7 protein-coding genes are annotated in these 7,314 nt (G+C 54.4%); 2 read left to right on the top strand and 5 right to left on the bottom strand.

Annotated elements, in window-relative coordinates:
* On the top strand, positions 1-224 hold a 224-nt coding region (locus AB5Y97_RS06000; protein ID WP_368157371.1), incomplete at its 5' end, for a hypothetical protein.
* A gap of 136 nt (positions 225-360) precedes the next feature.
* Here the strand turns inward: AB5Y97_RS06000 and AB5Y97_RS05995 are convergent.
* From AB5Y97_RS05995 to AB5Y97_RS05980, 4 genes are all read right to left on the bottom strand, one after another.
* The gene (locus tag AB5Y97_RS05995) at positions 361-2,292 is read right to left on the bottom strand and encodes a putative bifunctional diguanylate cyclase/phosphodiesterase (RefSeq protein ID WP_368157370.1); all 1,932 of its coding nucleotides are present in this window, start codon (positions 2,290-2,292) and stop codon (positions 361-363) included.
* A gap of 23 nt (positions 2,293-2,315) precedes the next feature.
* Positions 2,316-2,816 (bottom strand): molybdopterin-binding oxidoreductase, encoded by a 501-nt coding sequence (locus AB5Y97_RS05990; protein WP_019444953.1) that lies wholly within the window; start codon positions 2,814-2,816, stop codon positions 2,316-2,318.
* A 101-nt stretch (positions 2,817-2,917) separates the two neighbouring features.
* Positions 2,918-4,552: a chaperonin GroEL gene (gene groL / locus AB5Y97_RS05985; RefSeq protein ID WP_005340575.1), complete on the bottom strand. Its 1,635-nt coding sequence runs from the start codon at positions 4,550-4,552 to the stop codon at positions 2,918-2,920.
* Positions 4,553-4,595: 43 nt separating this feature from the next.
* Entirely contained in the window at positions 4,596-4,889 is a 294-nt protein-coding gene (locus AB5Y97_RS05980; RefSeq protein ID WP_005340573.1) for a co-chaperone GroES, read from the bottom strand.
* Between the two features lie 260 nt (positions 4,890-5,149).
* Between AB5Y97_RS05980 and AB5Y97_RS05975 the strand changes: the two genes are divergently transcribed.
* Positions 5,150-6,484: an MATE family efflux transporter gene (locus tag AB5Y97_RS05975; protein WP_368157372.1), complete on the top strand. Its 1,335-nt coding sequence runs from the start codon at positions 5,150-5,152 to the stop codon at positions 6,482-6,484.
* 34 nt (positions 6,485-6,518) lie between these two features.
* Here the strand turns inward: AB5Y97_RS05975 and AB5Y97_RS05970 are convergent, their stop codons facing one another.
* The gene (locus AB5Y97_RS05970; RefSeq protein WP_368157369.1) at positions 6,519-6,995 is read right to left on the bottom strand and encodes an FxsA family protein; all 477 of its coding nucleotides are present in this window, start codon (positions 6,993-6,995) and stop codon (positions 6,519-6,521) included.
* Positions 6,996-7,314 lie beyond the last annotated feature (319 nt).

The raw sequence follows: 7,314 nt of genomic DNA, 5'->3' as shown, positions 1-7,314 counted from the left end.
CAGACATTGAAAATCAAAAATTGTTTTTGATGTTCGATGCTGTGAGTGCCCACACAGATTGCTTGATTCAAATTGTTAAAGAGCGACGCAACAGTGTGTTGCTGCGGGAGTGGAATTCTACTCAACCGCCTTCTCGAGTCAAGCCTTATTTTCAAAGGCTTTTCGAGGTTATCGACGAGGCTGTTTGCGTTGCCGCTTGCCCTGTCGATGGAGGCGCATTATAGGGAGTGAATTCTTTCTGGCAAGGCTAAATTGCATGTTTTTTTGATAAAACCGCACAACCGTTCAAACAATAAACAAAAAGAAGAGAGTTTGAGCTAAATCACACATTCTGGAGGCAGATGACAGGCAAGCCCCCTCTCAACTCATATAAGCCATTTGGGATTGTTGACGCGCCAGCCAAAGCTCCTCCATCTCCAACAAGGTCTGATAGATTTTCTCCGCCTGCTCCGGTCGGCTGAACAGATAGCCCTGTCCATACAAGTGGATATCGGTCAGGGATCGCAGCACATCCAACTGGGCCTGTGTCTCAATCCCTTCACACACCAGACTCTTGCCCAGCATGGACCCCATCCGGCAAATATTGGCGACCAGTTCGGATGCCTCCATTGAGGTATCAATGCCCTGTATAAAGGAGCGGTCGATCTTCACCTTGCTGACCGGCAGTTTTTGCAGATAACTCAAAGAGGAATAACCAGTCCCAAAATCGTCCAATGCCAACAGCACCCCCTGCTGATTGAGATCCTGCATCAGTTGCAGCGAGTTCTTCACTTCCCGCATGGTGGTATCTTCCGTGACCTCCAGGACCAGACTACGGGCAGGCAAATGGTGCTCCATCAATGCCTTGGCCACCAGTTTGAGCAAATTACGCTGGTACATGCCTGGCGAGATATTCACACACATCTGCAGATCGACCATGCCCAACTGGTGCCACTGATAGAGCTGCTCACAAGCGGTGTTCAGCACCCAGCTGCCAACCCGTTCGGCAAGCTGGAACTCCTCAGCCACCATAATCACTTCGTTTGGCGGAATGAAACCGAGCTCAGGATGCCGCCAACGCAACAGAGCCTCGACAGCTTCGCAGCGGCCACTCTCGAGATTGACGATGGGTTGGTAATAGAGTTCCAGCGCATTGTGTTCCAGCGCCATGATCATGTCCGACGCCAGATGTTTGCGCCGTGCCGTCTCGTTGAGCAGGGAGTTATCGTAAATCACATAGGGGACATGGGTCTTGCGACTATGGAACAGGGCCTGTTCCGCACGACTCAACAACTCCTGAGTCTTGTCGCTGTCCATCGGATAGAAGGCAATCCCGATCCCGACTTCAAGCCGGAAGGGATAGTTGTCATAGACGATATCTTGCTTCAGCGCATGCAGCAATCGCGCTACCAGCTCCCTGACCTGACGCAGATCGCTGCTGCCACGCTGAATAATGGCAAATTGATCTCCCCCCAGACGTCCACTCCACTCCCCCTCTTCACAGAGCACTCTGATCCGAGTGGCAAACTCACAAAGCAGATAATCACCGGTGTCATAGCCAAACTTGCTGTTGATATCCCTGAAGTCGTTGATGTCGACCAGCACCAGCCCAAACGGCACTTCCTGTGTGGCGTACAGCTCCATTCGCTCCAGCAAAGCAACCCGATTGGACAACCCGGTCAGCGGATCCCGTCTGGCCGCTCTGAAATGACGACGCCCTTCATATATAAGCAGCATGCTGAGCAGCAGCACTGACATGACCAGACCGGAGACCATCAACAACAAGGCATTGCGCAATTGGCCAAAATGGCGATCGTTCTCGGAATAGACGTTGATGTTCTTCTGCATCACAGAAGCGAGGGAGTAGGAGAGCGGCTCTTGCAGCGGGGCAAGGCGCATCATGATCTGCTGATAGTCAGATGCCCCGCTTTGCAACTTGGTGATGTCGGGCTCTATTTGGCGAATATTGGTTTCAATCAGCTGCACCAGACGCAAGGTTTTCTGCTTGTCCTGCATGCTCTTGCGCAGCTGGCCGCTCAACAGGATGGGCGTTCTGCTCCAGAGAATGTCATAACGCAGCATCAGGGTGTCATGATCAATCCCGCCATAGTGATAGACCTCTACCGCATTGAGGAAACGACCGAGCTCCAGCTGCAACTGCATCAGCGCCCAGGAGACATCATAGGTGTATTTCTCCATCGCTCTGGTCGCATTCTGGATCTGCATCAGGCAATAGAGGGTGCTCCCGGTAAACAACAGGATGGATACATACAGAATGACGAGCAGTGGCCACGCCCTGGTCTTTCCTTTCACCCCATGCTCCCGTGCTGTTTTTATCAGTGCTGAATGTCTATCAAATCCAGCTGCCAGATCATCATGTCGGTATATTCGGATCGCTTCAATTCCGGATATTGATCAAGAGGCAGCATAAACCAGACCGGCCCCTTGTCACGCACCCGCATGACAGCGCCGTTGTCTTCCCATGCAAGGATGGGCTCGTATTTGGCAACTTTGTCCCATTCAATGCGGACTTGGAAACTGTTCAGCGCCGTCAACGTAATAGTCTTGCCATCCGCACCGACTGCAGCCAACACATCAGCCAGTTTTGGGCCTCTGTAGGTGTGCGGCTTATCCACCCACGGGTTGCCGGTCACTATTTCATGTTGCGGCAGAGCCTGCAGTTTTGCCAGATCAAACAACACCTTGCCATCAACTTCGTCTGCCGACCTGATGTTACCACCGACTTTCAGGATCACCGGCCCAGTCAGCGCCTCAGCAGCCATTACCGGCATGATGACCAATGAACACAGTAGTGTCAGCCAACCAAACATTTTCATATCACCCCCAGATTTGCTGTCTCAACAGACTCAGTTTAGCCAGATATAAAAAAACGGCTCGCCTTGAGCGAGCCGTTTGTCAAACAGAACAAGGGGGATGATTACATCATGCCCATGCCACCCATGCCGCCCATGTCAGGCATGGCAGGGGTATCTTTCTTCGGCAGTTCGGTGACCATGCACTCGGTGGTGATCATCAGACCGGCGATGGAAGAGGCAAACTGCAGGGCGGAACGGGTTACCTTGGTCGGATCCAAGATACCCATGGCCAGCATGTCGCCATACTGTTCGCTGTAAGCGTTGTAACCGAAGTTGCCTTCGCCGTTCTTCACTGCGTTGGCAATGACGGAGGCTTCTTCACCGGCGTTGATGACGATTTGACGCAGCGGGGCTTCCATGGCGCGCAGGGCAACCTTGATACCGACGTTCTGGTCTTCGTTGTCACCACGCAGACCAGCCAGTTTGGCTGCAACGCGAACCAACGCAACACCACCACCGGCAACCACACCTTCTTCAACCGCGGCGCGGGTAGCGTGCAGGGCATCTTCAACGCGTGCTTTCTTCTCTTTCATCTCGACTTCGGTGGCTGCGCCAACCTTGATCACGGCAACACCGCCAGCCAGCTTGGCTACGCGCTCTTGCAGCTTCTCACGATCGTAGTCGGAAGAGGTCTCTTCGATCTGCTGACGGATCTGGGCAACACGGCCTTCGATCACACCGGCATCACCCACGCCATCGATGATGGTGGTGTTCTCTTTGGTGATGACGATGCGCTTGGCACGACCCAGATCTTCCAGAGTCGCTTTTTCCAGCTCCATGCCAACTTCTTCAGAGATGACGGTACCGCCAGTCAGTACAGCGATATCCTGCAGCATGGCCTTGCGACGGTCACCGAAGCCAGGCGCCTTGACGGCAGCCACTTTCACGATACCGCGCATGGTGTTAACCACCAGAGTCGCCAGGGCTTCGCCTTCTACGTCTTCAGCAACAATCAGCAGCGGCTTGCCAGCTTTGGCAACGCCTTCCAACACCGGCAGCATTTCGCGGATGTTGGAGACTTTCTTGTCAACCAGCAGGATGAACGGGTCGTCCAGTTCAACAGAACCGGTCTCTTGCTTGTTGATGAAGTAGGGGGACAGGTAGCCGCGGTCGAACTGCATACCTTCGACAACTGCCAGCTCATCTTCCAGACCCTGACCATCTTCAACGGTGATGACGCCATCGCGACCCACTTTGTCCATGGCTTCAGCAATCAGCTTGCCCACTTTCTCGTCGGAGTTGGCGGAGATGGTGCCCACCTGAGCGATGGCATTGCTGTCGGCACACGGCTGGGACAGCGCTTGCAGCTCGGCAACAGCAGCCACAACGGCTTTGTCGATACCGCGCTTCAGATCCATCGGGTTCATACCGGCGGCAACGGCTTTCAGACCTTCGTTGACGATGGCCTGAGCCAGAACGGTTGCAGTAGTGGTACCGTCACCGGCGGCATCGTTCGCCTTGGAAGCCACTTCCTTGACCATCTGGGCGCCCATGTTCTGGAACTTGTCTTCCAGCTCGATTTCGCGCGCAACAGAAACACCATCTTTAGTGATGGTCGGGGCGCCGAAGGACTTGTCCAGCACCACGTTGCGGCCTTTCGGGCCCAGAGTCACCTTGACGGCATCAGCCAGGATGTTTACGCCTTCCAGCATCTTGATGCGGGCTTCGTTACCAAACTTAACGTCTTTAGCTGCCATTTTTCTTCAATCCTTAAATCAATTCGGGGAAAAGGAGGATGGATTACTCTTCGACAATCGCCAGGATGTCGGTTTCGGAGAGGATCAGGACGTCCTGACCATCCAGCTTCTCGGTCTTCACACCGTAGCCTTCGTTGAAGATAACCTTGTCACCAACCTTCACGGCCAGCGCTTTGACTTCGCCATTATCCAGGATACGACCAGTCCCCACGGCAAGCACTTCACCACGGGTGGACTTCTGGGCCGCAGTACCAGTCAAGACGATACCGCCGGCAGATTTGGCTTCAGCTTCGATGCGCTTGATGATGACGCGGTCGTGCAGTGGACGAATTTTCATCGATAACTCTCCCAAAATGAGTCTCATTGTTGCTTTGAGGAATGGCCGTTCCAGGCCAAATTAGATATGTCCCTGATGTGGGGCAGAGTTGCTAACCCTTCAAGGGCAAATACAAAAAAAATTTTTTCACGTACTATAAACATCTTCGATGGTTCAGCCATGTCCGCACTCTGGAGCAAGGTCGGTTCAAGCCGCCCGGTTTCCATGCCAGAACCTTCAAAGCCAGCTGTAGAGACGAGCCCTTGACCCGCACCAACCCCATGCTGACAGCCCCTATTCCGGTCGTACTGCGCCAGATGACGGGCCCCATGATCTTCGGCATCATCGCCATTCTGGCCTTCAATCTGGTCGATACCTTTTTTATCGGTATGCTGGGCACCGAAGCTCTGGCCGCCATCAGTTTTACCTTTCCTGTCACTTTTGTGGTTACCTCGCTGGCGATGGGATTGGGCGCCGGATTGTCAGCGGTGATCGGTCATACCCTGGGGCAGGGCAAACACGATGAGGCGGCCCATCTCGCCACCGACAGCCTGTTTCTGGCGGTGATCATGGTGGCCCTGCTCTCCGCAGGGGGCGCTCTCACCATCAAGCCTCTGTTTACCCTGTTGGGCGCCAGTGCCGAGCTTATCTCCCTCATCCATGACTACATGCTGATCTGGTATCTCACCGTCCCCATGCTGGTGCTGCCCATGGTGGGCAATGCCGCCATCCGGGCGACCGGCGATACCAAAACCCCCAGTCTGGTGATGGCAGTAGCCGGGCTGGTCAACGGGGTACTGGATCCTCTGTTGATCTTCGGTATCGGCCCCTTTCCCGAGTGGGGGATCCGCGGGGCCGCCATCGCGACCTCTATCTCCTGGTTGATGGCGATGCTGGTCAGCCTCTATATCCTGCGTCATCGGGAGGGCTTGCTGCTGTGGCGCCTCTCGCCGCGGGCCCGGTTGCTGTCCCACTGGCGGGCGTTACTCCATGTCGCCGTCCCCGCCTCTTTTACCAATATGCTCAACCCCCTGGCCAATGCGGTGCTGATGACGATCTTTGCAGGACTGGGTACCGAGGTGGTAGCCGCTTACGGCGCCGCATCGCGGGTCGAGGCGCTGTTGCTGATCGTGATGATGGCCCTTGCCTCCGTGCTGGCCCCTTTCATCTCGCAAAACTGCGGTGCAGGTAATCCGGCCCGCGCCAAGGCTGCGCTGCAAAGCTGCATGAGTTTTGCGTTGCTGTTTCAGCTCGCCATCTATGGCTTGACCTGGCTGCTGGCGCCACTCATCGCCAACCTGTTCAGCGATCATCCGCAGGTCATTCGCCTGATTGTTCTCTATCTACACCTAGTGCCGATCGGTTACGGCTTTCAGGGCATGGTGATGCTGTTGGCCTCGGCACTCAATGGCGTGCGGGCATCCAGTATCTCGTTCTTGTTCAACGGATTGCGACTGTTTGGTTTTCTGTTGCCAGGAGCCTGGCTGGGGGCAAAGCTGGGGGGAGAACAGGGGATCTATTTAGGAATACTGCTGGCCAATCTGGCGGCGGGCACCCTCGCGTGGTGGTATGCCCGACACCGCTTCGAGGCACTGTGCCATCAGGGCAAACCCTGATTCAGTCACTCGCCTCGGGTTTTCGTCTCGTCGATTACTCTTTGCGCTCAAATTCGCCTTCGATGGTGGTGCCGCCCTGCTTGGCGTTCCCCAGATGATCATCGGACGGTGCGTTACCAAACGGCGATTGAGTACGCTGGAAGCCACCCATCTGCATCCGGAAGTGGCTGCTGCCGATCAGCTTGTCAGCCAGTTTGTTACGCAGCCAGGGTTGCAGCAACAGCACACCGAAAATGTCGGTCACGAAACCCGGGATAATCAGCAGCAAGCCGGCCAATGCCAGCATCATGCCCCCCATCACCTCACGACCCGGCATCTCGCCCATCTGCATCTTTTGCTGGGCGCTGAACAGGGTCTTAATCCCTTCACTGCGCACCAGCGAGGAGCCCAATACCGCAGTCAGGATGAGCAAGCCGACAGTCGGCAGCACCCCGATTACCGAGCCGACCTCGATCATCACGGTGAGCTCCAGTACAACCAGACCCACCAACAACAAAAACAACTTGCCCATATCCACTCCAGCACCGGTAAATTGAGAAAAAGTGGCGCCCATCCAACGATGGTCAGAGGCGATTTTGCCGCCCCGTCATCACCACTTTCTGCCCTGAATAAATGGGGGCAGCCCCTCTCTTTTCAAGTTGGTCAACTGACTCCTACGTCATCAGCAATCTAAAAAACCAGCAAAAAGTCACAAAAATTTATAAAAATCATCATGATAAAAACTTCATAACATATGTGTACTTTCCTCAAAGTAATTTGAAAATGTCGCAAATTTAGTGATCCACCTCTAATAACCGATACCTCAATTGGAGTAGTATATTGTTTAGTTT

The organism is Aeromonas sp. R10-2 (genome assembly GCF_040908445.1).
Lineage (GTDB): Bacteria > Pseudomonadota > Gammaproteobacteria > Enterobacterales > Aeromonadaceae > Aeromonas > Aeromonas veronii.
Note: the sequence above shows the minus strand (reverse complement) of the source record. Positions and strands in the feature narration are given on the sequence as shown.